The sequence below is a fragment of the Paradesulfitobacterium aromaticivorans genome, assembly GCF_054657415.1.
In genome coordinates, this window is the sequence record NZ_BAAHYT010000010.1 from 928,032 (window position 1) to 954,762 (window position 26,731).

At 50.8% G+C, this 26,731-nt stretch carries 24 protein-coding genes; 4 read left to right on the top strand and 20 right to left on the bottom strand.

Annotated features, from left to right (window positions below):
• Positions 1–31 precede the first annotated feature (31 nt).
• The 3 genes from mfd to pth all read right to left on the bottom strand — a co-directional run bounded on the left by mfd (position 32) and on the right by pth (position 4,489).
• Positions 32–3,568, bottom strand: a complete 3,537-nt coding sequence (mfd, locus tag ACYQ2N_RS10220; RefSeq protein ID WP_459999137.1) for a transcription-repair coupling factor — start codon at positions 3,566–3,568, stop codon at positions 32–34.
• Positions 3,569–3,697: 129 nt separating this feature from the next.
• Positions 3,698–3,874, bottom strand: coding sequence for a hypothetical protein (locus ACYQ2N_RS10225; protein WP_459999138.1), 177 nt, complete (start codon positions 3,872–3,874; stop codon positions 3,698–3,700).
• Positions 3,875–3,934: 60 nt separating this feature from the next.
• Complete coding sequence (pth, locus tag ACYQ2N_RS10230; protein WP_459999139.1) at positions 3,935–4,489, bottom strand: aminoacyl-tRNA hydrolase; 555 nt, start codon at positions 4,487–4,489, stop codon at positions 3,935–3,937.
• 98 nt (positions 4,490–4,587) lie between these two features.
• Between pth and ACYQ2N_RS10235 the strand changes: the two genes are divergently transcribed.
• The gene (locus ACYQ2N_RS10235) at positions 4,588–5,361 is read left to right on the top strand and encodes a PRC-barrel domain-containing protein (protein WP_459999140.1); all 774 of its coding nucleotides are present in this window, start codon (positions 4,588–4,590) and stop codon (positions 5,359–5,361) included.
• Here ACYQ2N_RS10235 and ACYQ2N_RS10240 read toward each other — a convergent pair whose 3' ends face one another.
• From ACYQ2N_RS10240 to ACYQ2N_RS10275, 8 genes are all read right to left on the bottom strand, one after another.
• The gene (locus tag ACYQ2N_RS10240) at positions 5,362–6,303 is read right to left on the bottom strand and encodes a ribose-phosphate diphosphokinase (RefSeq protein ID WP_459999141.1); all 942 of its coding nucleotides are present in this window, start codon (positions 6,301–6,303) and stop codon (positions 5,362–5,364) included. It abuts the gene before it with no gap.
• A gap of 15 nt (positions 6,304–6,318) precedes the next feature.
• A complete protein-coding gene (glmU, locus tag ACYQ2N_RS10245; protein ID WP_459999142.1) occupies positions 6,319–7,680 on the bottom strand; it encodes a bifunctional UDP-N-acetylglucosamine diphosphorylase/glucosamine-1-phosphate N-acetyltransferase GlmU in 1,362 nt (453 codons plus the stop codon).
• 217 nt (positions 7,681–7,897) lie between these two features.
• A complete protein-coding gene (gene spoVG / locus ACYQ2N_RS10250; protein WP_206811425.1) occupies positions 7,898–8,152 on the bottom strand; it encodes a septation regulator SpoVG in 255 nt (84 codons plus the stop codon).
• Positions 8,153–8,327: 175 nt separating this feature from the next.
• The gene (gene purR / locus ACYQ2N_RS10255) at positions 8,328–9,164 is read right to left on the bottom strand and encodes a pur operon repressor (RefSeq protein WP_459999143.1); all 837 of its coding nucleotides are present in this window, start codon (positions 9,162–9,164) and stop codon (positions 8,328–8,330) included.
• Between the two features lie 22 nt (positions 9,165–9,186).
• On the bottom strand, positions 9,187–9,873 hold the full coding sequence (locus tag ACYQ2N_RS10260) for a GntR family transcriptional regulator (protein ID WP_459999144.1): 687 nt from the start codon (positions 9,871–9,873) through the stop codon (positions 9,187–9,189).
• A gap of 15 nt (positions 9,874–9,888) precedes the next feature.
• Positions 9,889–10,749: a 4-(cytidine 5'-diphospho)-2-C-methyl-D-erythritol kinase gene (ispE, locus tag ACYQ2N_RS10265; RefSeq protein ID WP_459999145.1), complete on the bottom strand. Its 861-nt coding sequence runs from the start codon at positions 10,747–10,749 to the stop codon at positions 9,889–9,891.
• Positions 10,750–10,889: 140 nt separating this feature from the next.
• Positions 10,890–13,553, bottom strand: coding sequence for a cyanophycin synthetase (gene cphA / locus ACYQ2N_RS10270; protein WP_459999146.1), 2,664 nt, complete (start codon positions 13,551–13,553; stop codon positions 10,890–10,892).
• Positions 13,554–13,648: 95 nt separating this feature from the next.
• Positions 13,649–14,455 carry a cyanophycinase gene (locus ACYQ2N_RS10275; protein WP_459999147.1) on the bottom strand — a complete coding sequence of 269 codons (807 nt, stop codon included), beginning with the start codon at positions 14,453–14,455 and terminating at the stop codon, positions 13,649–13,651.
• Between the two features lie 127 nt (positions 14,456–14,582).
• On the opposite strand from ACYQ2N_RS10275, the gene ACYQ2N_RS10280 reads away from it, so the two are divergent.
• Entirely contained in the window at positions 14,583–14,921 is a 339-nt protein-coding gene (locus tag ACYQ2N_RS10280; protein WP_459999148.1) for a L,D-transpeptidase, read from the top strand.
• Positions 14,922–15,066: 145 nt separating this feature from the next.
• Here the strand turns inward: ACYQ2N_RS10280 and yabG are convergent, their stop codons facing one another.
• Complete coding sequence (gene yabG / locus ACYQ2N_RS10285; RefSeq protein ID WP_459999149.1) at positions 15,067–15,903, bottom strand: sporulation peptidase YabG; 837 nt, start codon at positions 15,901–15,903, stop codon at positions 15,067–15,069.
• A gap of 110 nt (positions 15,904–16,013) precedes the next feature.
• Between yabG and ACYQ2N_RS10290 the strand changes: the two genes are divergently transcribed.
• Together ACYQ2N_RS10290 and ACYQ2N_RS10295 are read left to right on the top strand one after the other, a co-directional pair.
• Entirely contained in the window at positions 16,014–16,877 is an 864-nt protein-coding gene (locus ACYQ2N_RS10290; RefSeq protein ID WP_459999150.1) for a glycosyltransferase family 2 protein, read from the top strand.
• A 233-nt stretch (positions 16,878–17,110) separates the two neighbouring features.
• Complete coding sequence (locus ACYQ2N_RS10295; protein ID WP_459999151.1) at positions 17,111–18,658, top strand: methylenetetrahydrofolate reductase C-terminal domain-containing protein; 1,548 nt, start codon at positions 17,111–17,113, stop codon at positions 18,656–18,658.
• A gap of 109 nt (positions 18,659–18,767) precedes the next feature.
• On the opposite strand, the gene ACYQ2N_RS10300 is transcribed toward ACYQ2N_RS10295, so the two are convergent.
• The 8 genes from ACYQ2N_RS10300 to rnmV all read right to left on the bottom strand — a co-directional run bounded on the left by ACYQ2N_RS10300 (position 18,768) and on the right by rnmV (position 26,708).
• Positions 18,768–20,063 (bottom strand): phenylacetate--CoA ligase family protein, encoded by a 1,296-nt coding sequence (locus ACYQ2N_RS10300; protein ID WP_459999152.1) that lies wholly within the window; start codon positions 20,061–20,063, stop codon positions 18,768–18,770.
• Positions 20,050–21,585 carry a sodium:solute symporter family protein gene (locus ACYQ2N_RS10305; RefSeq protein ID WP_459999153.1) on the bottom strand — a complete coding sequence of 512 codons (1,536 nt, stop codon included), beginning with the start codon at positions 21,583–21,585 and terminating at the stop codon, positions 20,050–20,052. The genes ACYQ2N_RS10300 and ACYQ2N_RS10305 overlap by 14 nt, the downstream gene beginning before the upstream one ends.
• 123 nt (positions 21,586–21,708) lie before the next feature.
• Positions 21,709–22,428 (bottom strand): ABC transporter ATP-binding protein, encoded by a 720-nt coding sequence (locus ACYQ2N_RS10310; protein WP_459999154.1) that lies wholly within the window; start codon positions 22,426–22,428, stop codon positions 21,709–21,711.
• 1 nt (position 22,429) lies between these two features.
• Complete coding sequence (locus tag ACYQ2N_RS10315; protein WP_459999155.1) at positions 22,430–23,128, bottom strand: ABC transporter permease; 699 nt, start codon at positions 23,126–23,128, stop codon at positions 22,430–22,432.
• A gap of 29 nt (positions 23,129–23,157) precedes the next feature.
• The gene (locus tag ACYQ2N_RS10320) at positions 23,158–24,084 is read right to left on the bottom strand and encodes an ABC transporter substrate-binding protein (RefSeq protein ID WP_459999156.1); all 927 of its coding nucleotides are present in this window, start codon (positions 24,082–24,084) and stop codon (positions 23,158–23,160) included.
• A gap of 28 nt (positions 24,085–24,112) precedes the next feature.
• A complete protein-coding gene (locus ACYQ2N_RS10325; RefSeq protein WP_459999157.1) occupies positions 24,113–25,063 on the bottom strand; it encodes a substrate-binding domain-containing protein in 951 nt (316 codons plus the stop codon).
• Between the two features lie 123 nt (positions 25,064–25,186).
• A complete protein-coding gene (gene rsmA / locus ACYQ2N_RS10330) occupies positions 25,187–26,044 on the bottom strand; it encodes a 16S rRNA (adenine(1518)-N(6)/adenine(1519)-N(6))-dimethyltransferase RsmA (RefSeq protein WP_460000513.1) in 858 nt (285 codons plus the stop codon).
• A 94-nt stretch (positions 26,045–26,138) separates the two neighbouring features.
• Positions 26,139–26,708, bottom strand: a complete 570-nt coding sequence (rnmV, locus tag ACYQ2N_RS10335) for a ribonuclease M5 (protein ID WP_459999158.1) — start codon at positions 26,706–26,708, stop codon at positions 26,139–26,141.
• Positions 26,709–26,731 lie beyond the last annotated feature (23 nt).

Consider the following 26,731-nt stretch of genomic DNA (forward strand, 5'->3'; position numbering starts at 1 on the left):
CGACCTTTCCTACTCCAATGAGGGTATTATATCAAGGAGTTGTCCGCGAAGCAATGTCGGAAAAAGTCGAAAGTACTTTGCGCACTGCTTTTAGAATTTCCTCCTGTCCGACCGTACGCAGCCGGACTTTACACTCCAAATTCCCGCTGCCTGACGTCCCAAAAGCTAACGGATACGGACTTGCAGCCGCAATCTCCATCAGCTTTTCTCCGGTAAGTCCGGGATCGCGCGCGAACCGGAGATGTACATATTGTTTAAGCTGTTGAATTTGTTCTATTTTGAGCGCAGCAGCCAGCCATTTAATGCGAATAATCTGCAAAAGGTTGTCGACTGCACGCGGCGGAGCACCAAAACGATCAACTAATTCATCCAGCATCTCGCTTAAGCTTTCTTCATTTTTAATCACAACCATCCGCTGGTAAAGAGAAGCTTTTACCTGGCGGTCCGTTATATAGTCATCCGGTAGATAAGCGTCAACCTGCAGCTCGATTAAAGGTTCAATTTCCTCTTCCACCTGTTCTCCCCGCAGTTCCTGCACCGCTTCTTTCAGCATCTGCACATAGAGGTCAAAGCCCACAGCAGCTAAGTGTCCATGCTGTTGCGCTCCGATCAAATTGCCGGCCCCCCGGATTTCGAGATCGCGCATCGCGATTTTGAAGCCTGAGCCAAATTCCGTAAACTCCCGGATAGCCCCCAGGCGCTTTTCTGCCACCTCGGTCAGGATCTTTTGCGGTTTATATAATAAATACGCAAAAGCCTTGCGGTTCGAGCGCCCTACCCGCCCCCGCAACTGATACAGCTGAGCCAAACCGAGGCGGTCTGCCTCGTCAATGATTAAAGTGTTAACATTGGGCATGTCAAGCCCGGTCTCAATGATCGTCGTACAGACCAAGACATCCCGCTCCTGTTCCAGGAAAGCGAGCATCTCCCGTTCCAGCTCTGTTTCACTCATCTGGCCATGAGCAATACCATAGCGCGCCTCCGGAACCAATTGACCCAGAAAATGCGCAACCTGCTCAATGTCCTCGACCCGATTATGAACGTAAAAAACCTGGCCGCCCCGCTGAATTTCCCGCCTGATGGCATCCCGCACCAGATCCGGCCTGTATTCAGCAACATACGTCTGGACAGGATAACGATCCTCCGGCGGAGTTTCAATCACGCTCATGTCCCGTACTCCCACCATCGCCATGTGCAAAGTGCGCGGAATCGGAGTAGCAGTGAGAGTGAGCACATCGACATTCGCTTTAAGGGTTTTTAATTTTTCCTTGTGCGCCACCCCGAACCGTTGTTCCTCATCAATAATCAGCAGGCCCAGATCTTTGAATTTAATCGCATCTGCCAGCAGGCGGTGTGTCCCCACTACCAGGTCAATGCTCCCGTCTTTAAGCCCGGCCAGAATTCTTTTCTGTTCCTTGGGGGAACGAAAACGGCTCAGCATCTCGATTACGACAGGATAACCCGCAAACCGCTCGCGGAAAGTATTAAAATGCTGCTGGGCTAAAATAGTTGTCGGTACCAGAACCGCTACCTGCTTGCTGTCGAGAACAGCCTTGAAAGCTGCCCTTAGTGCCACCTCTGTCTTCCCATAACCCACATCCCCGCACAAGAGCCTGTCCATCGGGCGCGAACGCATCATGTCTTCCTTGACTTCAATAATGCACTGGAGCTGGTCTGCTGTCTCTTCGTACGGAAACTTCTCTTCAAATTCCTTTTGCCAGACATTTTCCGGGGAGAAAGAAAATCCGCTGCTGGCTTCCCTTTGCGCATAGAGCTTAACTAGGTCAATCGCCATCTCTTTGACCGCGCTTCTGGCCTTGTTCTTTACTTTGTGCCATTCATTGCCGCCAAGTTTATATAGCTTGGGGACGTTATCCCCATCAGCGCCAAGGTATTTTTGCAAAAGGTAGAGCTGGTCAAGCGGCACATAAAGACGATCCTGCCCGGCGTAACGCACGCTAAAGTAGTCTTTTTCCACGCCGCCGACTTGTAGCCTTTCAATGCCCACAAACTGTCCGATCCCATGCTGAACGTGCACGACAAAATCCCCTGGCTTAAGATCGGAAAACTGCAGCCGTTCCCCGGTTTTGGCCCGTGTCGGCAGAGGCTTGACCGGAGTCTTGCGCTCCCTGCGGTAGATCTCCGTTTCCGATAGAATAACGAGTTTGCCCAAGGGCAGCTCAAAGCCCTGGTCAAGAGAATAGGGGTAAACATAAACCCCACCTTCCTCGACCAGGTCTTCCATGCTGCGCCGTCGGGAAGTCAGACCCCGGTCTTTCAGCCCTTGGATCAGGCGGTCAGCGTGTTCCTTGTCTCCGGCAAAGAGGGCAACTACATTCCCGGTTTTTTGCCAGTGCTCGATTTCTTCGGCCAGCACACCCGTTTTGCCCATAAATCCGGTCAGAGAACGGGAATTAGGGTTAACAATCCGCCGCGGCACAAACCCGGGTACTTCCCGCGGTAAAGTGGACAACCCTAACAAGCTGGATTTTTGCCCGAAAGCCAGGACGTCTTCGTAGGAGATAAACTGCGGTTCAGGGCTGACGAAAGCTTCTCCCTGCTCAAGCTGCTGGGTGAATTCCTCAAGCCGTTCCCTGGTCTGAAAATCCAGTTGTTCTTTAAGCCGGGAAGGTTCATCGAGAATGAGCAAGCGGTCTTCGGAAAGATATGAAAAAAAGTTCACTAATCTTTCCGGCACTAAACTCAAATACGGATAGACATTCTCATCGAGAATTCCCTGACCCAACCGTTCTTTCAGACTTTCAAGCTTGTGGGCCAAATTAGCGGCAGCCTCTTCCCGTCCCGCCCGTTCCAGCCTGCCCAAAGCTTTGCGCGCTTGACCTGCGATCTCCCAACTCAGGTTTTTCAGCTCCTCGGCGGTGAGTATATATTCCAGTACCGGCGGGATAATCGCTTCTTTAATCGCAGAGACCGACTTTTGGCTTTCCAGGTCAAACGTCCTGATTGAATCTACTTCATCATCAAAAAATTCGATTCTAACAGGCTCCCCCTCTAAGGGAGCAATATCCAGAATCCCGCCCCGCAAAGCAAACTGCCCTTTGCCCTCGACCACCTCCAGGCGCTCAAAGCCTGCCGTAATCAGCCGGCTTAAGACTTCAGGGAGGTCATACCTAGCCCCCGTCTTAAACTCCAGCATGAATTTTAACCATCTTTCTTTAGGAAATAAGCGCCTTTCTACTGCCAGCACAGGGCTTACGACCGTGCAGTTGTTGTCATAAGCTAAATGCCTGAGCACAGCAATACGCTTAGCCGTCGTTTCACGGCTCCGTCCTAAAAGCTCGAACGGAAGCCACTCGGTAGCCGGAAACAGGAGCACATCCTCATGCGGAAGCCAGGTCTTAAGGTCACTGACCCATTTTTGGGCCTGCTCGTCTGAGAAAGTAAGAATAAGCCCCGGTTTGCGACCGCGCACAAGCTGAGCCACATAGGCAGCCTTCTGGCTTCCGGTCAGATTGTATACCATTTGCGGCCACTCTGTGAAAAACTCCTGAAATTCTTCATCCCCGAACTCCAAGCCCTGCCGCAGGTGGTCATAGATTGTTTTCAAAAGCTGGTCCATCCTTTCCAAGGCAACACAAAAAAGTGAACGTCCGCAGGGACCCCCATGTTCGATATTCGATATTCGAGGTTCGATATTCGAAATTTGAGGTTTATCCTTTGTTTTAGGATGCTGCGCTTAGTGCAGCACCCGATCAGGCTCTAGGTCAAGTTGCCTCATGCAGTCAGGACAGAGAGCATACGCGACATTCCCAACGATATCCATTATAGAATCTGGGACTTCCCCGGTCAAGTCATCCAGCTCGATCTCTCCTAAAATACTGTCACAGGCATGGCACACTTTAAGCATGAGCACTGGCAAACACCTCCCTAACCGTAGGTTTTCCGCAGGTTATGAAGGCTATACTCACGCCTATTAATTATATAAGTTCATTGCCTTGACCCCGTCCCCTTTAAGCCAGAGAAGAAGCGCTTGGTGAGCGCGCTTCAGGGTTTCCGTGAGCACGGGGATTTCTTCTTTGCTAAAAGGGGAAAGCACATAGCGCGCAGGGTCCCACTGCTCAGGCGGCCGACCCACTCCGATTTTCAGGCGCCAAAAATCTTCTGTCCCTAATTCCCCGATCACAGAACGCACCCCGTTATGCCCCCCGGCACCTCCTTGGGAGCGCAGACGTATCTTGCCCAGAGACAAGTCCATGTCATCATGGACGAGCAGGACATCCTGGGCGGCCACCTTATAAAACCCTGCAGCTTCCCTAAGCGCCCGCCCGCTTAAATTCATAAAGGTTTGAGGTTTCAGCAGGATAAAACGCTCCCCCTCAATATTCCCTTCGGTCGCCAACCCCTGGAATCTAGGCCTAAAACTTAAGTTCGCCTCCTCAGCCAGAAAGTCAGCCAGCATAAAGCCCACATTATGACGGGTTCCAGCATATTCCCCGCCCGGATTACCCAGACCTGCAATAATTTTCATCTTATTAATCCTCCAACCAAGCGTGCCGGGCATAAGTTGCCAAGGACAGAGTATATATGGTTATAAGATACCAATCAAGTCTAAAGGGGGCGAAAATCGTGAAGCCTAGCCGCAAATTCCTTTCCCTTCCGATCATTACTCTACACGAGGGACAACACATAGGATATGTCAAGAGCCTTATCCTTGATCCCCGGACCAAATCCCTGGCAGCCCTGGTCATAGACCCCAAAGGCTTTTTCAAGGACCAGCGCATCATCCCTTACAGCAAAGTCGTAAGTGTCGGGGATGACGCGATCACCATTGACAAGAGCAGCCAGGTGGAAAAACCGGCCAATCTCCCGGAAATTCTTAATCTGCTTAAAGAAAAACTAAGCATCATTGGCACCAGAGTAGTCACGGAGAGCGGCAAAGTCTTGGGCACCGCCGACGAATACTTCATTGAGTCTGAAACCGGCAAAGTCAAAGAAATCGAAATTTCCGGTGGCAAAATTGAAGGCTTCCTTACCGGTAAAGCCCGGCTGCAAGCCGATCAGCTCGTGACCATCGGCCACGATGTCATCGTTGCTCACAAAGGGAGCGAAACCGTCCTGATGGTTTCAGACAAGGGGCTGAGTGATACGTTCAAAAACATCATTCACACCACTTCCCATTTTGCCTCCGAGACCACACAAAACGTAAGCCAATACTTCAAGAAAGACAAGCAAGAAAAAGTGGCCAGTCTCGTGGACACTACCGAGCCGGCCACCGACACTACGATAAATGCTGAGGACATCTCTGCCGCGGCTATAACTTCCTCAGATTCCCCTGTCAGTGAGGCAGACCCCGACCTGGCATCGGAAGCTCCAGAGCAGAAGGACGTGAAAGAAGCCTGATTAGCTAAAGAGCTTGCTCACAGACAAATCCTCATGAATCCTCACCATTGCCTCTCCGAGCAGAGGAGCCACTGACAGAACCTTAATCCGCGCTATTTTCTTTTCCGGGGTCAGGGGAATGGTATTCGTGACCACGACCTCTTTCAGCACAGATTTTTCCAAGCGCTCAATCGCCGGTACAGACAAGACAGGGTGGGTGCAGCACGCATACACTTCTTTAGCACCGCGCTCTAATAGAGCCTGTGCCCCTTGCGTGATCGTGCCGGCAGTGTCGATAATGTCGTCAATCATGACTACCGTTTTCCCTTCCAGGTCGCCAATCACATGCATGATTTCGGAAACGTTGGGTTCAGGGCGTCTCTTGTCAATGATAGCAATGGACGCTCCGATCCGCTCCGCAAAATTACGCGCCCGGGTAACTCCCCCTAAGTCAGGGGACACCACACAAATATCAGACAACTCTTTTTGCCGGAAATACTCAGCCAAAATCGGCACTCCCAAAAGATGATCCACCGGTATGTCGAAGAAGCCCTGAATTGCCGGGGCATGAAGGTCCATCGTCACAACCCGGTCTGCACCTGCTGTGGTAATCAGGTTAGCCATTAGCTTCGCCGTGATCGGGTCGCGCGCCCTCGCTTTGCGCTCCTGGCGGGCATACCCGTAATAAGGCATGACAGCGGTAATCCGGCGGGCTGAAGCTCTTCTTAAGCCGTCAATTAAAATTAATAATTCCATAATATTATCATTGGCCGGATTGCACGTGGGCTGGATGACAAAAACATCTGCCCCGCGTACACTTTCATTAATCTGGATCGCTATTTCCCCGTCGCGGAAGTGGCTGACTCTGGCTTCCCCTAGCGGGATGCCCAGATACTCCCCTATTTCCTCGGTCAGTTCACGGTTGGCATTCCCACAGAATATCTTCAACTCTTTCGCTGCCATTTGTTCTTTATCCCCCTACTTTTTCCTTCGGTCCTGCCTGTTTTCCTTCACAACCTGCTGACTGCGTTCTACAACCAAGGCATCATCAGGGACATCTTTCGTAACGGTTGACCCTGCCCCGGTCATGGCCCTTGCTCCAATTTCTAGAGGAGCGACTAAGCTAGTATTGCTGCCAATAAAGGCATTATCCCCAATCCGCGTCGAGTGCTTTTTAACTCCGTCATAATTACAGGTTATGGTTCCCGCGCCAATATTGACTGCTTTGCCAACACTGGCATCTCCGATATAACTTAAGTGCGGGATTTTCGAACCTGTCCCGACAAAGCTATTCTTTATCTCTACAAAATCCCCGATTTTTACATTATCTTCCAAATGCGTTCCCGGACGCAGATAGGCAAACGGACCTACCGTTGAGCGGGCTCCGATCACAGCATTTCTGGCTACTGTATGGCTTATTTCGCACCCTTCCTGACACTGACACGAATCCAGCAGAACGTGCGGCCCAATCACGGTGTCTTCCTCAATGCGGGTATTTCCCTGAAGGAAGGTAAAAGGCAGAATCGTAACATCTCGCGCTAGCGCAACCCCGGCTTCGATAAAAGTAGAAGCAGGATCAGTAATCGTGACCCCTTCATCCATCCAATAGTGCAAAATCCGCTCTCTCACAATCTTTTCTGCTTCCGCCAGTTGCCTGCGGGAATTAATCCCTAAAGCCTCTGTCGGATCTTCTGTGACATAGGCCAATACTTTTTGGCCCCTAGCCAAGAAAAAGGCGAAAACATCTGTAAGATAGTACTCTCCTTGTGCGTTTTGCGGTTTTATCTGGGCCAGAGCCTCCTTCAAGGCTCTGACATTAAAACAGTATGTCCCGGTGTTAATTTCCCGGATCAGACGTTCTTCTGCTGTCGCATCTTTTTCTTCCACAATCTTAAGCAGTTGGTTCCCGTCTTTAACAACGCGGCCATAGCCATAGGGATCGCTGAGCACAGCGGTTAGGACAGTTGCCCTACAATCCTCCACCTCATGAAGCTGCCGCAGTGCACGCAAAGTCTCTTCATTAAGGAGGGGCTGGTCCCCGCTTAAAACTAGCACATCGTCCACGCCTTCAAGGTACTGAAGGGCTTGCATCAAGGCATGCCCGGTTCCAAGCTGTTCAGCTTGCACAACAACTTGTACCTGCCCGCCTAGCTCCGCTTCCACCAATTCTCGGCCATGACCCAGGATGACCAAAGGGCGCTCAATGCCCAAAGCCTTGACCGCATCCAAAACATGTTCAATTAGAGGTTTCCCGGCTAACTTATGCATGACCTTAGGCAGTTTAGACTTCATGCGCGTCCCTTTGCCCGCAGCCATTACCACTGGTGCCCAAACAGGCATAATCTTCTTTCCCCTCCACTTTTAGTTTATCCTCAATGCAATCTTTATACCCGAAATTTATTTATTCGTCAATTTATATAAATTTCCTCTTTTTAAGCCCCGACTCCTTGACTTTAAACAATAGCTTTTTAATTTTCATTAACAGCTACTTAATCTAAACATCGGAAAAAAGGAGACCCCCATAGGGTCTCCTTTTAATACTAAGTATTGCATGGCATTAGATAGCTTCCTGATAGGCTTTGAGTACTGCCGTTTGGATAACCTCACGGGCAGCGGCGGAAATCGGGTGGGCTATATCGCGAAACTCCCCTTCCGGTGTTTTGCGGCTTGGCATAGCAACAAAAAGACCGTTGGTGCCTTCGACAACTTTCACATCGTGCACGACAAACGCATTGTCAAAAGTCACCGACACCACTGCTTTCATCTTGCCTTCCACATTGACTTTCCTGACCCGTACGTCGGTAATATTCATCATTAATGCTCACCACCCTTCCCCTTGCCTCAGGGCTAAACGCCGGTCTTGTGTACGGTATTGATAATATATTCTCTGCTTGGTAAAAAAATCCTGCCTGTTTCGAGAAAAAATTTATGTAAAAACTGAATATGTTCAATTTCCGGCTCAGAGTGCTTAATTCTCAAACATTTGCCTATTGACCTTCAACTTGTGAGGGCACGGGTCTAACTACAGTGATCCCGCTCACAGGATCGAATTCTTCGAGTCTAAGGAGAGCTAAATAGTCTTCCACTAATTTAGGTTCGCGCGTAAGAGCGGTTTCCATTAAGACACCGATTCCGACAACGGTGGCTTCAAACTCGGCCATAAGATTAATCAGAGCGCGGGCAGTGCTGCCCGCTTTCATGAAATCATCAATCAGCAGGACTTTTGTACCAGGGTCAAGAGCCCGCCGCGAAAGGGACATTGTCTGAATCCTGCCCGAAGAGCCTGACAGATAATTGATACTGACAGAAGACCCTTCTGTAACCTTATTGCCATGGCGCACCACCACCATCGGCAGTCCCAAGGCTTCGGCCGTGATCAGAGCCAGGGGGATTCCTTTTGTTTCCACTGTCACGATCGCATCCGGTTTATGCTGCCGGAAAGCCCCCGCAAAAATAAGCCCCAACGGCCTAAGAACTGCCGGGTCAAACAGCAAATCAGTCATGTACAAGAAAGCCCCGGCCACTATCCGCTCCGGGCTGCTGAGCTTAAGTGCCAGCTCGTGCAGAACCAGGTCTGCCTCCCTCTCTGATATTTCCGGAACATACCTAACTCCCCCGGCTGCTCCCGGTAGAGTCTCCAGCCTGCCCTGGTAAGACAGGCGCAGGCTTTCCCTTACTGAGAGCAAATCCTCGCTGATCGTGGACTTCGCTGTACCAAACCGTTCCGCAAGTGTAGTAAGCGGTATCAGCACATTTGGTTTGGCCATCAGCACTTGGGTAATCGCAACCATGCGTTCCGCCCGTTTTACTTTATCCGCTGCCATACCCTATCCTATTCCTTCTCAGTTATTCTTTAGCTGCCAGAGCCTGAGTGCGCAACGCTTCAAACATGACATTTTCAGCCGTCACAATATGCGAGTTTGCCAGTTCCTGAGCCTTCTCCACATTATGATTAGCCAAGGCCTCAACGATCGCTCGATGCTCTTCGATAGCATCCCTGACCCGGCCCGGTACTGCCAGAGACGTTGCCCGGAAACGCTGGATCTGTTCCCTTAAATTTTCTAAGATTTGTACCAGGCGCTGATTGCGGCTTGCTTTATACACGAGGGCATGAAAATCCGTATCGGATTTTACAATCAGCTCTAAATCACGTTCTTCACCCTCTTTATACAGTAAAACTCTCTCCATTTGTTCGATTTCATCGTCTGTAATCCGTTCGGCCGCCAGCCCGGCAGCCAAACCCTCAAGTGCCGCCCGGATTTCAAACACATCGGCCACGTCTTTATGCGATACCCCTGCCACATATGCTCCTTTGCGCGGAATCATCACCACAAAACCCTCAAGCTCGAGTTTACGGATTGCTTCCCGCACCGGAGTGCGGCTTACTCCCATTTCTTCCGCCAATTGAATTTCCATCAGCCTTTCGCTCGGTTTTAACACCCCGCTGATGATTGCTTCCCGCATAGCCTCAAACACAATCTCCCTTAACGGCTTGTAACTGTCAAGTGTAACTGGAACTAACCTTCTTTCCATTACCTAACTCTCCCTTCATCCTGAAAAGTTTGTTGATGCTGTCCACACTTCACTATGTCCTTGCGCTCTTAACTCCCGGGCTATGGTCAATGCCTGCTCCTGTCCGTAGGCCAGTCCGAAAACCGCCGACCCGCTCCCCGACATTAAAGCACCATAACAGCCGGACTTCAGCATGATCCTTTTAATGTGCCCGATTTCCGGGACCATCCGGATTGAAACCTCTTCGAGGTCATTACTTAGCAGCGCGGCTACTTGTTCAGGCCTGCCCGCTGTCAAAGCCTGTATCCAGTCATCTTGATTAAGACTCCCCGTTTGACCCTCCTCGTCAAAGCGGCGGTACGCTTCTTTGGTATTAACTCCGGCCAGGGGCTTCGCCACTACCAGCTCCAGCCGGGGCGCAGGCGGAAGCTCCGCCAATATTTCCCCTCTCCCTGTAGCCCACATCGTACCTCCATCCAGGCAAAAAGCAACATCAGCCCCAATACTCCCGGCAAGCTCCCTCAGTTCTTCCCCGGAGAGCGGCGAGCCATAAAGCTCGTTTAATACCCGCAAAACTGCGGCGGCGTTACTGCTCCCTCCCGCCAAACCGGCTTCAAGCGGTATTTTCTTCTCAATCTCAATTTCAATTCCGGCTGTTTTACCCAGGCGGAGCACAAACTTCTCCGCCGCCCGGTAAGCCAAATTAAACGGTCCGCTCAGCTCACCGCAGCGGCAGGTAATCCCATCCCCCCTGCGCCAAACCCTTATGACATCATAAAGTGAGATGGACTGCATCACACTTTGCAGTTCATGATATCCGTCAGCACGGCGACCGGTAATCGCCAGGGCCAGATTAATCTTGGCGTAAGCGAACGTTTCTTTAAAAGAATTCGTCATTCCAACGGCCCTTTCCGAACATTAAGGTTATATTTCCTCTTATTATACCCATTAGTACTGTTTAATTCCAGTGGCAATTAAGATAGGCAGAACCCATAAGCTCTGCCTAATTCACGCGCCCTTATGAACCTAACCTAGTCTCAAGTGCCCGCTCCCATGGCTTTTTCAGCGGAGGAAAATTTAGATTCCGCACACTCGCGCTCCAGCCTGAGCTTAATCTCTGCTTCAATCGGATCCAGGTGCTCATAAAACATCACGAAGATATCCCCGGGCAGGCAGGTGTCCAGGCCATAACAGAAGGCTTCCCTTTCGTTGAGCACGACTGTAATCTTCTTCGGATCCATACCCACCGCTACCGCTTCTTCATACAGAATGCGGGCAATCTCCCCTTTTTGGCGACCCCTCAAATCCTTGTCTTCCCGGATAATAAGCCGATTGAAACCCTTAACAGCCACTCTGGCAACTTCTCTCATGGTTTGATCGGGCCTATCTCCGGGTACGGTTATACATCCCACAAGCGAGCGCCCTTTGAATTTATTAAGGGTGTGGGCAATCTCTTCAATTCCTTTGGGGTTGTGCCCGTAATCAACGACAACCTCCACCCCGCCCAGGCGGTAAAAGTTGAGGCGGCCCCTGTTATCTTTTTCATCGGAAGCAAAGCTTAGCAGGGACTCGCGGATAGCGTCAGCACTTAAGCCCAGAGCCCATCCTGCAGCCACTGCCGCCAGCGCATTTTGCACATTGTGCCTGGCTTTCCCTTCCCAAGTGATGGGGATCTGCCTCACAGAACAGATCTTGTACTCCCGTGAGCCCTGACACATAAGGATCAGGCCGCGCCGCACGAAGATAGCAACTCCACCCCGGGCAAGGTGTTTGCGTATATGGATGTTATCCTTCTCGCCGCTGAAATAGATGACTTTACCCTGGGTGCGGCGGGCCATGTGCACGACATACGGATCATCAGCATTGAGCACGACATAGCTGTGAGGTTTGACAACTTCGGCCACTAAACTTTTGACATGGGCCACATCTTCCACTGTCTCCACCCCGTACTGGCCGAGATGGTCGGCGGAGACGTTGGTGATTACGGCCACATCAGCATAATCATACCCCAGTCCGGAACGCAAAATGCCGCCGCGCGCGGTCTCTAAGACCGCGACCTGAACATCCGGGTGCCTGAGAATAATGCGGGTGCTTTCCGGGCCGGTCGTATCTCCATTGAGCAAAAGTTTACCCCTCACAAAAATACCGTCCGTGGTAGTCATCCCTACCGCCAGCTCTTGATCCAATAGCATTTTCCCGATCAGGCGGGTTGTCGTTGTTTTCCCATTGGTTCCGGTAATCGCTACGATCGGAATCCGGCCATTGCCAACCGGCATTACCTGCTCAACGATTAATTTACCTATATCACGCGCCTGTCCAAGCGTAGGGAACTGGTGCATGCGAATCCCAGGAGCAGCATTCACTTCTATTATTTTACATCTTTGCTCCCGATAAGATTTCTCAATATCCTCTAGCACCAGGTCTACCCCTGCGACATCAAGCCCTATAATCTTAGCCGCATACACGACCAAATGTGCATTGTCGGGGTGGACAATCGGAGTCACATCTTGCGCGAAGCCCCCTGTACTCAGATTAGCGCTGTCACGCAAGTATACCACCTCCCCAGTCCGGGGCACAGATGCGAGCGTAAGCTTCTTTTGCGCCAGGGTCAAGTGCACCACCGGATCGAGCTTGATCTTGGTTAGAGCCTTCTCGTGATCGTCCCCGCGCTCCGGGTCCTGGTTGGCCCTCTCTACCAACTCCTCAATCGTGGACATACCATCCCCGGTGACATAGGCAGGTATACGCTCAGCCGCAGCAACCAATTTTTCCCCTATGACCAGCAAGCGGTAATTACGCCCGGATATATATTTTTCCACAATCACTTCTTGCCCGTAATTCTGAGCAAGTTTGAAAGCTGAGCGCACTTCAGCTTCATTCTTAAGGCGAAGGCTGACACCCTTGCCCTGGTTCCCGTTGTACGGTTTGACAACAACTTTCCCTCTGAGTGAGTGGAAAGCCTCAACCGCCTCGTCTTCACTCTCAACCACGCTTCCATACGGCACGGGCACACCACTTTCACTCAGAAGCTTTTTCGTTAAGACCTTGTCACAGGCTATATCCACCCCGATACAACTCGTGTGGTCAGTCATCGCAGCCTGCAAACGCCTCTGGTAGCGCCCATAGCCCAACTGGAGCAGGCTACCGCTGGAAAGGCGCTGAACCGGAATCCCCCGCTCCCGACAGGCTTCAATTATGGATTTAGTAGAAACCCCTAAACTGTTATTCGCAATAACCTTATTTAAGGCTGTCACCATAGCCGTCACACTTGAAGGTCCCACTGCTTTGCCGGCAAGCAGTTCGAGCAGAAGGTCATATGCCCGCTTAAATGCTTCCATCGCACCTTCCTGAGAATCATAGTTGAAAATAATCTCATATAAGCCCTTTTGCTCCGGCAAGGCCATCGTTTTGCCATACGGAATATGCTGTCCCGCCAGGGTTAACAGCTCTATGGTCATATGTTCGAGCGTGTGGCCGAGCAAGGTCCCCTCCCGCAGGCGTTCCAAAAAACCGCCCACTCTTCCGCGCGCGCAGTGATGCTCTGCCAGCGTCGGCAGACAGTCCACCAGACGTCGATTAAAATCACCCAGGGTATCTGTCGTTACATCCGTCCATTCCTGCAGATCTACAATCGCTCGAATCACCGGCCTGTAACTATACACATTAGCCCCCTCGATCGCCTGGACTTGTCTAATCTCCATCGCTCTGTAAGTCCTCCTTTAGAGTATAGGGAAATATGCCGCTTTAGGCATTTTCTAAGTTAAAATACACTTTATTATTTTTAACCTTTTTAGCCTTATGTATTCAGGACGGAAACCCGTCGTTTAAGATCGAAGCTATATCCTTCAGACAGGACATGCATGAAGACCGGGCTTAGAACCAGAGGCTGCCCGGGCGAAGATTCCGATACATTGGTCGCCGCTGACGGGGAGGCGTCTACTACCGTCACGCTCTGGCTCCCCACAACCGTGAACTGTCCATTTTGGGTTACCAGAATCGCCGTATCTTCGTCAATTCCCACCCCGAGCACATAGGGGTTTTGGGCAATTGCTGCCAAGAGCCTGCCGGTACGGCCCCTCTGGGCAAAATGTTGATCTACCACCACTGCCCTAATTAAGCCTAGGCCTGGCGCCATCGTTATCTTATCCTTTTTGGGAGTACCGGTCTCTCCTCCCACGATCATCGTGTCAGACATAACTGAAGCACCGGCACTGGTCCCGGCAATGATCACGCCCTTTTCATACAGACGGTGGAGGGCTCTACCCACTAAAGTGCCCCCCAGCAGGCCGGTAATTCTCAACTGATCTCCCCCGGTAAAAAACACGCCCGTAGCCTTGTTTAACTGTTGGACCAGACCCTCTGAGTTCGCCTGGCTGCGGTCACACACATCAAGGACATCTACCTCCTTCCCCCCCAGCCGCGAAAACAGTTGTTCATATTGCGCCCCGACCTGACGCGGATATTCAGTGGCGGCTGTCAGCACAGTTATTCGGCTCTCCCGTCCCCCTGCTTCAGCCACAAAATGTCTTAAGATGCGGCACTCTCCCTCCTTGTCCTCCGCCCCTCCGATGATCAAAAGTTTGCCTTCGACGTGTTCGCTCAAATAAATCCCTCCAGTTTAATTAGTTTCAGCGCAAAAGGGATTGAATTATGCAACCTATGTACAATTTTCATATTTAACCAAAACGCCATATTATACATGGAAACTAAAAACGGGGAAGTGAATTTAGATGTCTTCCCGCCTGATTAAAATCCATAAAAGCAGCCGTCAGCTTGAACTTTACGAAGGCAACGTACTCTTGCGCCGTTTTCCGGTTGCCATCGGCAAAGCCGGCACTCCGACCCCGGTCGGACGCTTCACCATTGCCGACAAGCGTTTAGATCCAGGAGGGGTATTCGGTAGCCGCTGGCTGGGCCTGTCCAAGCCGGGATATGGCATCCATGGCACCAATGACCCTTCAAGTATCGGGAAAGCCGTTTCCAAAGGGTGCATCCGGATGTACAATTATCACGTTGAAGAACTTTTCCGCAATGTCGAAGTAAGCACCCCTGTGATTATCGAACTCTGAAACACAACTGTAGCTGAGAACATCACCGGCCAGTATGATCCACTCCGCTGGGAGCACAGCATAAAGCCCGGAGGGCGAGTCGGGCTTGGTCCCTTTAGCAAGGCCCAAGCTTTTGCCGCTGACCGGGCTTCTCTTCTTATCTACATTAATATGGGCTGCGCGGATAGCCGCGCCGCAGTTGCCCGCGCGTCTCAATCCCGCCCACACCGTCAGTGCCGGTGATCGTGTGATTAATCACCTCTTTCAACGAAACCATGCTGTCGATCGGAGTAAAAGCAATCCTCTCCACAATAAATACCGGATCAAAAGCATGAATAAGCATCCGTTTCGGAGATGATGCAAAGTTTGCGCCGGCTTCCAAAATGGCCTCATAATTTGACTGGCAAGCCCCGGCAAAAATCACCAAGGCATCTTTATTAGGTTGGAAACGCCGCGCCTCCTGCACAGATTCCACAAAATTGCGGGAGCTACGGTAACTGTCAAGGCTCTTGAAGTCCTTTTTTCCGTTCAAAAGCCCATCATGTCCCGTTAACACCAGAATGTCAGTGGGATTGTCTTTTAAGACCTGAGAAATAACTTTAGCCTGCTCGAGTTCTGATTTGCAAATCCCCTTTGCTTCCAGCCCCAGCTGTTTGTACGTTTTTAGACACTGGCCTAAGTACTCTTCATCCCCGTCCAAATGAACCACTCTCCCTGGGATTTCGAAATACTCCCCCTGCTCTTGCTGGGTCACCTTTCTTTGCTGTATAACCATGTTCAACTTCTGGTAAATCTCGCGCGAATCCCGGCGCTGGTAATGGGCCACATCGAGCTGGCTTTTGCCCACCAGGTCTGTTAAGGGCGCATCCGCCAACAGACGCAGGTTTATCCCCTTAAGCACAGCGTGGCGTTCTCCGCTTAAAGCTGTTTCCACCCGGACAATCCGGAAGTAAATGTCCTGGCGATGCGAGCGACGGGCCACAATATCCCCTGCTTGAAACATACCATTTCCCCCCTTTGCCTCTAATCTATGTCGCCTGAGTCGAAATGGCATATATTATTAGTGAATCGGTATTCAAACCCAACTAAATATCTGCACAAGGGGGTCAACGGATGTTCACAGCAGTCATTCCTGTGCAAAATGAAGAGAAGAGCATCTTGGCCGTCCTTGCTAATGTCCTGCGCCTGCCGGTAGGGTGTATCGTCCCCGTTCTAAATGGATGTACCGACCGAACCCTCGAATTGATCCGCTCCATCCCCGATCCCCGTATTCATATTATTTACTTCGCCCAGTCCCTGGGGATCGACATTCCACGGGCAATCGGGGCACTCTATGCCCGCCATCTGGGAGCGGAAGGAGTAATTTTCGTTGACGGGGATATGTCCGGCAATATTTTCACCAATCTCGAACACCTGCTCAGAGCCTTACAGGACGGGGCGGACATGGCTCTAACGAACTGCTACCCTTATATAACCAACCGCGCCAAGCTGACAAACCTCGTGCTCAAATTCCGCTCACGCCTAAACCACAAGCTCGACCTGTTGAAACCCCTGGGCCTGGCAACTCCCACTCATGGCCCGCATGCACTCTCAGCCAAAGCCCTTCAAGACATTCCCGCACTTGCAATTGCCATCCCCCCCATAAGCTTGGTCTGGGCCAAGCAAAGTGAGCTTAAAATCCAGGTCAGCACCTCCATCCGCCATGAAGAACTGCGCTCTCCGCGCAAGCACAGGCGCCATGCCCGCCTGATCATGGAAACGATTATCGGGGACTGTGTCATGGGCCTGGCCCTGGCTCAGGGCAAACCCGTCATCCGTTCCCTCGGCAAACACGAACTTCTCGGATACCACCCGGAACGGCGCTTTGACATCCTCGAACAGTGGGAAGAAGCAGTGGCCACAGAGAACAGATTCTATGAACAACATCTGATTATCCCGTGTGCGCCCTTACCGCAAGAATGTGTAAAGAAAAGCTGACAGCATAAGACGCTGTCAGTTTTTCTTTTGGCAACCTTAGATTCTTCGAACAAAACAGGAAGTATTGGCTCCTCAAATCCTTAGAAAAAAATAAAACTCTCTAACAAAAATAGTGAAAAATATGATAAAATCGAATTTGATTAGATAGACAGGCAGAGCTTTAATTTAATTTTGTTTTTCATTAATTCTTAATAAATTATTATTTTACCTAGAGAGGACAGGTGGAGAAGGATATGGAAAATCGTTTTAAGGAATCCCTACTGGATCAGAACAACTTATCCGTAACCTGGGAGCTGGTTCCGGGCAGAGGGGCCAGAGAAAAAGCCCAAGAAAGCGCACTGGCTGCTGCGGAGCAGGCTGCTAAAGGCGGGAAAGTACACGCGCTCACCATTACGGACAACCCCGGCGGCAACCCAGCGATGCTGGCAGACTACCTGGGTATGGAAATACTCAAGCTGGGCATTGAGCCTTTGGTTCACTTTACCTGCAAAGACAAAAACCGCAACCAAATGGAAAGCCAGCTCTATGCTTTGGACCGGGCAGGTGTACGCAACCTCTTGGTCATGACCGGAGACTATACGGTGTCCGGTTTCCAAGGACGCCCCAAGCCGGTCTTTGACCTTGACCCCAGTCAAGCTTTAGAACTCATCGGGACCATGAATAAGGGGTTGGAAATTCCGGGACCCAAAGGTTCCACTTTCCACCAACCCAGTGACTTTTTCGCCGGGGCTGCCGTATCACCGTTCAAAGCCACGGAAGCGGAACTGATGGTCCAGTATTTCAAAATGAAGAAAAAAGTTGCAGGCGGAGCCCAGTTCATCGTAACCCAGCTTGGGTATGACGCCCGTAAGTTCCATGAAGTTCTGCAGTTTGCCAAAGCAAATAATATCGATGTTCCAATCGTGGGCAACATTTATATCCTGCCATTTGGGGCAGCCAAGATCATGAACCAAAACCTCCTGCCTGGCTGTGTCGTTACAGATAAACTCCTGGCTAAACTCGAACAGGAGAAGAACGCCCCGGATAAAGGAGTTGGAGCCCGCTTACTCCGTGCCGCCAAGATGTATGCCTTCATGAAAGGCATGGGCTTTGCCGGTGTCCACATCGGCGGCCACAACATCAAATACGAGCAAGTGGAATATGTCATTGAAAAGGGTGAAGAACTGAGCCAAAACTGGATGGATCTGGTGCGTGAGTTCGACTACCCGCAGCCGAACGGCTTCTACTATTTCGAGAAAGACGGGAAAACCGGCCTCAACAGCGACAAACCCACCAACCGTAAAGGCCTCCCGCTTGATGCCCCTGCCGGCGCAGGATTAACACTCAGCCGTTTTATGCACTCTATGATATTTAACCCGGGGAAAAATTTCTTTCCTGTAATGCGCAGTATTTATGCCGGCAAGAAAAATCCGCGTCACCATGGTCTGGAACACCTTATTAAAGTTGCACTCTATGACTGCAAAGACTGCGGCGACTGTGCCCTGCTTGATCTAGGGTACCTCTGTCCGATGTCCCAATGCCCGAAGAACCAGCGTAACGGGGCTTGCGGCGGCAGTTACAACGGTTGGTGCGAAGTCTACCCGAACGAGAAACAATGCGTGTGGGTAAGAGCCTATGCCCGCTTGAAGAAATACGGGGAAGAATCCCAGCTGAATTCCTACCGGCTCCCACCGGCTAACTGGGATCTGTACCAAACTTCATCCTGGTACAACTTCTACACCGGACGCGACCACTCTGCTCCCCTCTTGGGCATCCCAAAGGTGGAAAAGAAAAAGGACTAACCACGAACAGGTAAGATTATTTTCTTATTTAATAGATATACGCAAAAGGAAACCCTTGGTTTGCTATTGACAAGCCAAGGGTCTTTTTGTGTCTACTTTAATAGACTTTTCAGTGTTCATAATTATTTCTTTCTGCCCGCCGGTCGATCACGCGCTTCGCCTTGCCAGGCACCCGTTCAATTGTATTCGGTTCCAGCAAGGTAATCTTAGCCGAGATACCCAATACACCTTGGAGCCTCTTCCTGATAGTTGATCCCATATGATCATTGAGTAGTTCCCGCGGCACCTCCACTTGCACTTCCAAATCATCCAGGAAACCACGTTTATCCACGACCAACTGGTAGTTCGGGCTCACACCCTCAACTTCCAATAAGACGCTCTCAATCTGAGACGGGAAGACATTAACTCCCCTGATAATAAGCATGTCATCCGTGCGGCCGGACACCCGCCTCATCCTGACAGAGGTACGGCCACAGGCACAGGGTTCAGGGTTTAGGACTGTAATATCCCGTGTACGGTAGCGAATAATTGGCATCGCTTCCTTAGTCAGAGTCGTAATAACCAGTTCACCCTCTTGCCCATACTCCAGAGGTTTCCCGCTCTCTGGATCGATAACCTCTAGCAGAAAATGGTCTTCTGCGATATGGAGACCGTCTGCCCGTTCGCATTCCCCAGTCACCCCCGGTCCCATCACTTCACTTAAACCGTAATTATCTGTTGCTTTCATATCCCAGCGCTGTTCAATCGCCTGACGGGTAGCTTCGCTCCATGGCTCTCCGCCAAAGAGGCCGAGCCGGACCGGAAGGGACTTGGGGTCAATTCCCATCTCCTCAGCCACTTCCGCTAACTGCAGGCAATACGAAGGAGTTGAAACTAAGACCGTGGTGCCAAAGTCCTGCATCAGCATCACCTGTTTGCGGCTGTTGCCTACGGACACTGGCAAAACCGTTGCCCCCACCCGCTCCATGCCATAATGCAGACCGAACCCGCCGGTAAAAAGGCCATAGCCAAAAGAAATCTGGGCAATATCCTCATCATTCACACCCGCCAGGGTCACCACTCTGGCCACCAGATTAGACCAAGTGTCCAAATCCTTTTTGCTGTATCCCACCACAATCGGCTTACCGGTTGTACCGGAGGAAGCGTGCAGTCGCACAATTTCCTTACGCGGCAGCGCAAACAGACCGTAAGGATAATTGTCCCGCAGGTCGGTTTTCACGGTAAACGGCAAATGGCGGATATCCTTAAGAGATTTGATCTGGTTGGGATTAATCCCCAAAGCCTCAAACTTATCCCGGTAAAAGGGCACGTTGTCATAAGCATGCTTTACTGACTGCTGCAAACGCTGCAGCTGCACCTCCTCCAGGGTTCTACGGTTACACTTTTCCAGCTCATCCCATATCATACACTTTCTCCTCCTGTGATGCTTGCCACGACTTAGGCTTAAGTTCTTTATTTTGATTGAGGTTGAATACTTTGTCGAGATGCACTGAAGGCAACGGCTGTGTAACCAAGCTAACCAAGGGTACGACGGCCAGAGGAATGATCATACCCAAGACCCCGATCAGCGGAATCAGGCCGGCATCCATATGATAATAAACCGACAAACCCAGAGAAACCGAAAGCCCTGTCAATCCTCCGGCCCAAGCACCGGCCTTGGTGGTGCGCTGCCAGAAGAGTCCGTACAGGTAAGGAGCCAGGAAAAAGCCTGCAACCGTGCCCCAGGACAAGGCCATTAAGGTGAGGATAAAGGCCGGTTTAACCATGGCCACGAGCAAAGATAAAGCGACAAACGCGACCACCAACAGGCGCATCAGCCTTACTCCCGCCCGTTCACTCATGTTTGGCTTCAGCCAGCCCTGAACCATATCCACCGCCAAGGTCGAGCTGGAAACCAAAACTAGGGAAGCCAACGTTGACATTGAAGCCGAAAGCACGAGCAGAAAAATGATCGTGACTCCCAATTCAGGCAAAGCCGTGGATAATATTTGCGGCATCAGCAGATCGGGAGTGGCCACGCCGGTCGTGGGATCGATTGGAAGCTTCTCAAAAAAGAGCCGGGACAGGGAACCGGTAAAATATGCGCCAAAGGTGACGATCAAAGCGAACACCGTGGAAATAATCATCGCCGGTCTAATCGACTTTTCGTCTTTCAAGGCATAATACTTCTGTACCATTTGCGGCAGACCCCAAGGCCCGATACTGGTTAAGGCCACCAAGGAAAAGAGCGGAAGCCATCCGGGCGGTCCTACCGGCGCTGCCAAGCCGGGATTAATCTCAGCTAATTTCTTAACAGCACTTGTCAGCCCTCCTACTTGAGGACTGCCGATAATGTAATAAAGGAGAACCCCCACGCCGACAACCATAACCATCCCTTGGATAAAATCCGTCACCGCGACCGCCCTATAGCCGCCTAAGACCAGATACACCGCCGTCAACACCGCCATAAAAACCAAGGCATAAGTGTAAGGTATCCCAAATACTTGCTCAAACAGATAGCTTAACCCCATATATACAGAGGCGGAATACGGCACCAGGAAAATAAATATTATTATGGCACTAAAGATCTTAAGCCCCTTATCCTGATAGCGCGCCCCTAAAAATTCAGGCATTGTGATCGCATTTAAACGAACAGTCATCTCCCTGGTGCGCCGGGCTAGAATCTTCCAAGCCAGGAGACTTCCCACCAAGGTATTGCCTAAGACAATCCATAAGGCAGAAAGACCAAAACCCCAGCCCACTTTGCCGGCATAGCCAATGAAGATGACTGCTGAAAAATACGTCGTTCCATATGCAAAAGCGGAAAACCAAGGACCGATTCCCCGATCCCCCAGAAAAAAACTCTGAACGGTCGTATTTTTACGCACATTCAATAAACCGCTCATAACCAAAATGGCAATAAAAATCCCCAGTAACGCGAAACGCATGCTTCCATCCTCCCATTCTACTTTTCCTACCATGAGACGCACGCTTTTCCTACCTGCCTACATAAGCTGCCTACGATATAGTGTGACAAAAGCGCTCTGAATTTGATTAATTCGACGTTTCGCTTAAAATTCCTCCCAGATTGTCGAGAAATAATCATGTAAATCCTTGGGATTTCCTTCTGCATAGACGTTTTGTCGCTGTTCAGCCAAAATCATGCCCTCTTTGAGAATTAACGTCCGCTGTGTTAACCGGGCAAGTTCCCTAAAATCGTGGCTCACCATCAACGCAGTGACCTGGCTGTCCTCAGACGCCTTAGCTAAATCCTGCAGGAGGTACGACTTGGTCGGTGCATCCAAAGCGGAAAACGGCTCATCCAGAAACAGCACATCCGGCTCCAAGGCAAAGGCCCGCGCCAGGCTGACCCGCTGGGCCTCCCCGCCGGATAGAGAGCGGGCTTGCTGCTTTGCAAGATGGGCGACCCCAAAGCGCTCAAGCCAAGTTGCCACCCGCTCTTTGATAGTAGCCTTGGGCAGAGCGCGAATCTTTAACCCTACGGCCACATTTTCAAACACTGTGGTATTGAGCAAGAGAGCATTCTGAAACACTACCGCAAGGCGGCGGCGAAGATCTAGCGGAATTTTTCCTTCAATTGCTTTTCCTTGAAAAAACACCTGCCCGTTCGTCGGCTCTTCCAAAAAAGCCAGGATTTTGAGCAGGCTGCTTTTCCCGGCACCGTTCGGCCCGGCAAGCCCTACCCACTCTCCATGTTTGAGGTGGAGAGTAACATCTGTGAGGATGGTTTTTCCTCCTTGTTCCCAGGTAATGTTTTCTGCCCTCAGCATCTTAACCTCCGTGTCGTCTCTGTTGGAGAAGTGTAAGCCACAGTGTAACCGCATAGGCGACTAAAGACAGGATAATCGTCAGGGCGATCGCCACATCGAAGTTTCCTTTGGAAACTTCAAGCACAGTCGCGGTCGTAAGAACCCGAGTCGATCCCTTAATATTGCCGCCAACCATCATTGACGCTCCCACTTCGGACACCACCGCGCCAAACCCGGCAATAATCGCCGCCAGCAAGGAAAAGCGCACCTCGCTTAAAAGCAGCCACAAAAACTGCATCCTGGTGGTGCCTAAAGCTTTGATCTGCAGGCGCAGTTTCGGATCAGTCTGCTGGATGGCTGCACTCGTAAGCCCGATCACGACCGGACATGCTATAACTGCTTGTGCCACCACTAGCGCAGTTGGGGTGTAAATTATGTTAAGAAAGCCAAAAGGCCCGGAACGCCACAAGAATATCGAGACCCATAGCCCCACCACCACCGGGGGCAGGCCCATGGCCGTGTTCAATAAACTCAGGAGAAACCTGCGACCTCGAAACTCTGACAAAGCCAAAAGGGTTCCAAGCGGAACCCCCAATATCAGGCTAATTAAAGTGGCACTCCCCGAAACTTGCAACGTGCGCAGGGTGATGTCAAGGATTTCCCGATCCCCGGTGAATATTAGACGTAAAGCTTCGAGAATTCCCTGCCAGATCAGATCCAAACCTGAACTACTCCCCTCTTCATCATTAACTAAGCTGCCTTACCCAAATCAGAATCTTTCTTGCCGGCATCCGGGAAGAACAACGCTTGACCGAACTTATCCTTGCCAAACTCTCCAATCATCTTTTGCGTATCCGCGTTTACCATGAACTCGACAAAAGCTTGCGCCCCGTCTTTGTTCACTTTCGGGAATTTCTCGGGGTTAACCTGCATGACGTGATAGATGTTAAGCAGCGACGCTTCTCCTTCCAGCACAATCTCGAGTTTCAGGTTTTTCTTATTTGCTAAGTAAGTGGCCCGGTCTGTTAAAGTGTACCCGTTCTTTTCGGAGGCGATATTCAAAGTTTGACCCATCCCGCTTCCGCTCTCCTGGTACCACTTTCCTGACGGAGTTAGCTTGGCCGCTTTCCAAAGGTCTTTTTCTTTTTTATCCGTCCCGGAATCATCCCCCCGGGAGATGAAAACAGCCTGCTTGGCCGCGATGGCTTTGAAAGCTTCAGCCGAAGTTTTAGTGGCTTTGACTCCTGCCGGGTCTTCTGCCGGTCCGACAATAATAAAGTCATTATGCATCACAAGCTGATAATTAACGGCGGTTTTTTCGTCCACAAGTTTCTTTTCCGATGCCGGAGCATGAACTAAGAGGACATCGGCATTTCCTTGCTCACCCATTTTCAGGGCTGCTCCTGTACCGTTAGGAATAGTCTTTACCTTATATCCGGTCTTCTTTTCGAACTCCGGAACAAGAACATCCAAAAGTCCACTATCCACGGTACTGGTTGTCGTAGCGAGAATTAAGTCCGGATTAGCCGGTTTCGGGGGCTGCCCGCTGTCCGCGTTCTGGCTTCCCGCCCGGCTCCCTCCTTGGTTCCCCGCAGCGCCGCACCCACTGAGCACAAGTGCAGCGATAAGTACAATAAGAACTGTCCAAATTCCCCGCTTACTGAAAGTTCTAGACATCTTAATCTCCTCTCTTGGTAACTCTCCCCTAATCTCGGGAACTCATTATCTTCCCGGTGAGGGAAGTGTCATACCCGACCAGTCTTTGCACCGCCTTATGAAATACCGGAGTGCTTAGAATGCTTAGCAGACGGTGCCATTCTTCGCCTGAGGTAAAAGGAAGTCGGCCTACCAAATCATATCTTTCATGAAATAAAGGCACAAAGTCCAGCCCGACCCTGTCAGCTGCTGCTTGAACCCCGATCCCGGCATCGGCTTCCCCGGATGCAACTCGGTAAGCAACCCCGTAGTGTGTGCTTTCTTCCGTACTGTACCCGGAAATACCGGCAGGGCTTAACTTGGCTTTGCGCAGAAAGGAGTCAATCCTTAGCCTTGTCCCGGAACCTTTTTGCCTGTTGACAAAGCGCAGACCTTTGCGCCCTAGGTCTTCCCACGCTTTAAGCCCAAGTGGATTTCCGGCAGTAACGATCCAGCCCTGAACCCTTTGCACTAAGTTCACAAGCTCAACTTGCTCTCCCGGCAAAATATACTCGACATACGGGAGGTTATACTCCTCAGTCTTATCGTCCCAAAGGTGAACGCCAGCCAGATCAGCCTCTTTCCGGTAAAGCGCTATTAACCCTTCCATACTTCCGACAAAGGATGTCTCCATTTTGAGAGAAGCATGGCTGCCAAATTCCAGGAGCAATTCAACCACCGGATCATGGCTCCCGGCAAATCGAATTCGCTCGAACACTTCACCCGACTGGATAATTCCCTGGCTTTGAGCATGGCTCTGCCCTCGGCTGCGGCTTGTGGCTTCTGGCAACGGCCCTGCGCCTCGGAGAAAATTTTCAAGTACATCCCGATCAAGCCGAAGCTGGCGACCAATGCGCTGAGCGGGAATCTCACCCTTCTTAATTAACTCATAAAGAGTGTATTTAGAGATTTTCAATAACTGGGCGGCTTCTTCGACTGTGAGGGAAAAATTAGCGCTCATTTTTACCTCCTCGTTAACGAGACAGCTTTATTCTAACTCTGCTTAGTTGATAAGTCAATGGTTTTAGTTCGTTTAGGTTCGGTTTAGTTGTATATAGTGTTGTTTAGTTTCTTTGAGTTAACTTCAGTCAAGCTCAGCCGACTCTCCAGTTGGTAAGTCTATCCAGATCCGGGTAATTTCCTGGAACTCTTCAATGCTCAAAGTTTCGGCCCGCCTTCCTTCATCGATGCTGACTGACTCCAAGAGTTCCCGCACTTTACTTTTATCCGCTCCTAAGCCTGCGCTCAGGGAGTTACCCAGGGTCTTGCGCCGCTGGCTGAAAGCAGCTTTGACTACACGTAGCAATTGGTGCTTTTCAACAGCTAAGTTGGGATACGGCCTTAACTTAAGACGCACAACCGCTGACGTTACCTTAGGCTGAGGCCGGAAGGCGTGAGGTGGCACATCAAAGAGCTTTTCCACTTCGGCAGCTAACTGAACTGCCACTGACAAGACCCCGTACGCTTTGCCCCCAGGGACAGCGCCAAGACGGTCTGCCACTTCTTTTTGCACCATCACTGTCATTTGTCTTAGGTTCTCACTTTGCTCGAGAAAATGCATGAGCAAAGGGCTTGTTATGTAGTAAGGCAAGTTCCCGATTAATACTCCCTGTTCCTCTCCCCAAAGTGTGTGAAGGTCCAGTTCAAGCGCATCTCCCTTAATTATGGTCACGGGCAGGTCAGCCAACTCGCGCTCTAAGATTTTAACTTTAGCTTCTTCCAGTTCCACCGCCCATAAACGATCAACCTGCCTTGCCAACACCCGGGTCAGCACACCGAGCCCTGCGCCGATCTCGACCACAGGCGCACTTGGTCCAAGGTCGCTCATGTTAACAATATTCTGAATAACACCATCATCAATTAGAAAGTTTTGCCCGAGGCTTTTGCGGGCCCGTGCGCCCTGATTCAGAAGCCGTTTTGTATACGCTGCCGCGCTCTCCATTAAATCACTTTCCTCCACTCGCCCAATTTCCTTTGCTTCCTAGTGATTGATTCACCTGCTTAATTCCATACCTGGAAATCGTCATAGCTGCTTGTTACTTTGGCCCTGGTGTAATTCCTTCAGCCGCTTGCCAGAACTCCTCCCGGCTGACGCCGAAGCGGTTCAAACGGTGCAAAAACTGCTTGGCATTGGCTTCTCCGATACCCAAAATACGGCCTAAGGCGGCTCTTTTGGCTTGAGAATCAGGCTGCCCTACCAGACCGGCTTGGTGCAAGTCATCATAACTAAACAGTTCTTCCCTAGCTACTTGTTCATTCTGGTGTTCAGTTCTAATCTCTCTAACATTGGCGAACACCCGCCTGATCTCTTCCGGGTCAGCGTTTTCCACCCCAATGTCCCCGTTTTTGAGGGCTTTAGTCTTAGCGAGATAGACATGCTTTGCCCTGGGAACTCTGCGCCTGATCTTGTCCCGAATTTGTTCCCCGACTGTATCTGGGTCAGTAAAAACAATAACTCCCTGGCGTTCTGCTATGGCAGCAATATAGGAGAGCTTGTCTGCTGTTAGCCCAAAGCCCTCCGTCCAGATCAAATCGACATCCCCCAAGGCCTGCCGCACGGCATGAGCATCGTTTTTCCCCTCAACTACAATAAGCTCTCTAATCATTACCCTACCTCTACACCTAAAAA